The organism is Aciditerrimonas ferrireducens, from assembly GCF_023130475.1.
GTDB classification, from domain to species: domain Bacteria; phylum Actinomycetota; class Acidimicrobiia; order Acidimicrobiales; family UBA8190; genus Aciditerrimonas; species Aciditerrimonas ferrireducens.
Window position 1 is genome coordinate 1 of sequence record NZ_JAKHEX010000040.1, and the last position, 2,938, is coordinate 2,938.

Here is a 2,938-nt window from a genome sequence, read left to right on the forward strand (position 1 = left end):
GCCGCCATCCCCACCACCGGCGCCGCCAGCTGGAGATCCCCCGCGGAACCGAAGAACGGCGCGTCCCCGAAGGTCAGCACCCCCCCGTTCGCTTCGTCCAGCCAGTAGCCGGTCTCGGCCGTCCCTTGGGTCCCGGCCAGGGCGAACCAGTCCGAGAGGATGCCGCTCGCCGCGAAGGTGCCGCCAGGGGCGTCGAGCTGGTCGCTGGTGCTGGCGGCCACCGCGGCGGCAAACGCCGACCCGCTCGTGGTGACCGTGCCGGCGCTGCCGGTCAGCTGGAGGGTCAGGACCCGGCCGCCCAGGGGCCCGAGGCCGTTGCGCTGGAGGACGGTCAGGGACTGGAAGGTGCCGATGGAGGGGTAGGCGGCTTCGATGGCCGAGGCGGGCACGGTGGCCAGGTAGGCGTGGTAGGGGTTACAGACCTGGTCGTTGCAGATCCCGTCGCCCTGGTCGACCACGGCGGCGAACCCCCCGGGCCCGCTTCCGGGCGCGGTCTCCCCGCCGGTGGACGCCGAGTACTCGGTGAGGGCCGGCGCCCCGTCGGGCAACAGGACCACCTGCCCGGCGGTGTCGAGCGCGGCGAGGTCGTCCTCCGGGTTCTCGTCGGCCACCCCCGGGTAGGCCTGGCAGGCGGTGGAGGCGCAGATGGCCGCCACGCCGTCGTAGCCTCCCGCCAGCGCCTCGGCGACGGCGTAGGAGCGGGCCGCGACCACCTGGGCCTCGGTCTGCTGGAAGCCCGCCGGCTGACCTTGGGGACCCGGCGCACCCAGGGTCGCCCAGTCGCCCGGGGACTCGGCCGCCGCGCTGTCCGCCACGTACTGCCCAAGGGGCAGGGTGTCGACCGTCTGGGCCACCGGCGGCTGGGTGGGCTCGACCGCCCCGCTGATGCTGCCCCGGTAGAAGCCGCCGGTGCTGCAGACCTCCAGGAGCTGGTCGTCGATGGGCCCGGTGGCGGGGAACGGTGCCGGCGAGCTCGGGGTGGCCGTGGGGTCTTGCACGCCGCTGGCCACCGGGGCACCCCATCCGTTGGCCCCGCCGGCGCAGGCCCCTGGTCCGCCCCCGTCGTTCACGAAGACCTCCCAGCTGGCTGACTGGGGGGTGCTGCCGACCAGCTCGAAGCGGACCGCCCCGCCGGCGGGGACCGACAGGGCGCTGGCCAGGCCCGTCCCGGTCACCGTGAAGGCGCTGGCCGAGGTCACGGTCACCGGCTGGCCGGCCAGCTGGTCCAGGTCGACCCGGATGGGCGCCTGGTCGGAGTCCAGCCCGGTCGTGCCGACCTGGGCCTGGGCCAGGGTTCCGAGCTCGGTTGCGCCGCCGTCGACGAGCTGGCCGTAGTAGTGCTCGAGGATCTGCTGGTAGGTCCAGCCGTCCTCGAGGGCGTAGCCGAGGGCCCCGTACTGCCCCATGCCCCGGCCGTGGCCGTAGCCCCGCACCTCGAGGGTCACGCCGCTCGGGGGGCTGCTCGCCGCCGCTGCACCTTGGGCGGGCCAGAGCCCGAGCACCCCGACCCCGGCGGCCGCCATCGACGTCGCCAGGACGGCTGCCGAGCGCCGGGCACGCCGGAGGCCGTACCGGAGACCGGGGCCGAAGGGGGCCACAGGTTGCGCAGAGTAGCCGAAGGCGGATCCGGGGTGGCGGATCGTCCTCGGTAGACTGCCGCCTCGTGCGTCTCGACCAGGTCATCCCGTCCCTGGCCAGCCGAGACGCCATCGGTCAGCACACGTTGGCCATTCGAGACGCCCTGCGCGCCGCTGGCCTCCAGTCGGAGATCTTCTACGGCACCGCGACCCCCGACGTGGCAGGCGAGGGCCGGCCGATCGGGCAGATGGGTCGACCAGCGCCGGGCCGCTGGCTGCTCTACCAGCTCTCCATCGGCAGCCCGGTCTTCGACGTCCTCATGGCTCGTCCCGAGCCGAAGCTGGCGAACTACCACAACATCACCCCGGTCGACCTTCTCGAGCCCTGGGAACCCGCGGTCGGCTACGAGCTGCGCCTCGGCCGAGTCCAGATGGCCCGGCTGGCTCGGCACTGCCGCCTGGCCGTGGCCGACTCCCGGTTCAACGAGCAGGAGCTCCAGCGGGTCGGGTATCGGCGGACGGCCGTCGTCCCGCTGCTCATCGACATGGCCCGCAAGGCACCGGCGCCCGACCCGGCCACCAAGCGTCGCCTGGCCGACCAGCGACACGGGGGCGGCATCGACCTGCTCTTCGTCGGCAAGCTCTCCCCCCACAAGGCCCCCCACGACCTGGTCAAGGTCCTCTGGGTGCTTCGCCGGCTCTACGACCCGAGGGCCAGGCTCCACCTCGTGGGATCCCCCTTGGGGAGCCGCTACGAGCCGGCCCTTCGGGCCTTCGTCGAGGACCTCGGCCTCCAGGAGGCGGTCGACTTCGCCGGCTCGGTGCCCGAGGACGTCCTCGAGGCCTACTACCAGGCGGCCGACGTCTTCGTGTGCGCCTCGGACCACGAGGGGTTCTGCGTTCCCGTCGTCGAAGCGCTCGGGCACGGCCTCCCCGTCGTGGCTTTCGCTGCTGGCGCCGTGCCCGAGACCGTCGGGGATGCCGGCTTGGTCCTGCCCACCAAGGACCCGGCGGTCTTCGCTGCCGCCGTCCACCGGGTCGCGACTGACCCGCTCCTGCGCCGCTCCCTGGTCGAGCTGGGCCGCCAACGGGCGGCGCGCTACGACCTGACGGCGGCCACGAAAGCCATGGTCGAGGCCCTCACCGGCGCCCTCGAGCGCGACCGTCCTGCGGCGCAGCTCGCGCCGCGTCGCTGACACGGTCCTCCGGGCAGACCGGCGTCCTCCGGGGAGGGCGGCTCAGGGGGCGGCCATGCCCACGATGGGGGCCGCCAGATGGAGGTTGCCGGTGGAGCCGTCGAAGGCCGCGTCCCCGTAGCTGAAGACTCCGCCGTCCGCCCCTACCAGCCAGTACCCCCCACC

2 protein-coding genes are annotated in these 2,938 nt (G+C 74.0%); one reads left to right on the forward strand and one right to left on the reverse strand.

The features are described from left to right. The coding region (locus tag Acit_RS12550; RefSeq protein ID WP_248109392.1) for a SpoIID/LytB domain-containing protein at window positions 1-1,598 on the reverse strand (1,598 nt) is incomplete at its 3' end. 65 nt (window positions 1,599-1,663) lie between these two features. Between Acit_RS12550 and Acit_RS13750 the strand changes: the two genes are divergently transcribed. Next, window positions 1,664-2,773 (forward strand): glycosyltransferase family 4 protein, encoded by a 1,110-nt coding sequence (locus Acit_RS13750; RefSeq protein ID WP_248109393.1) that lies wholly within the window; start codon window positions 1,664-1,666, stop codon window positions 2,771-2,773. Window positions 2,774-2,938 lie beyond the last annotated feature (165 nt).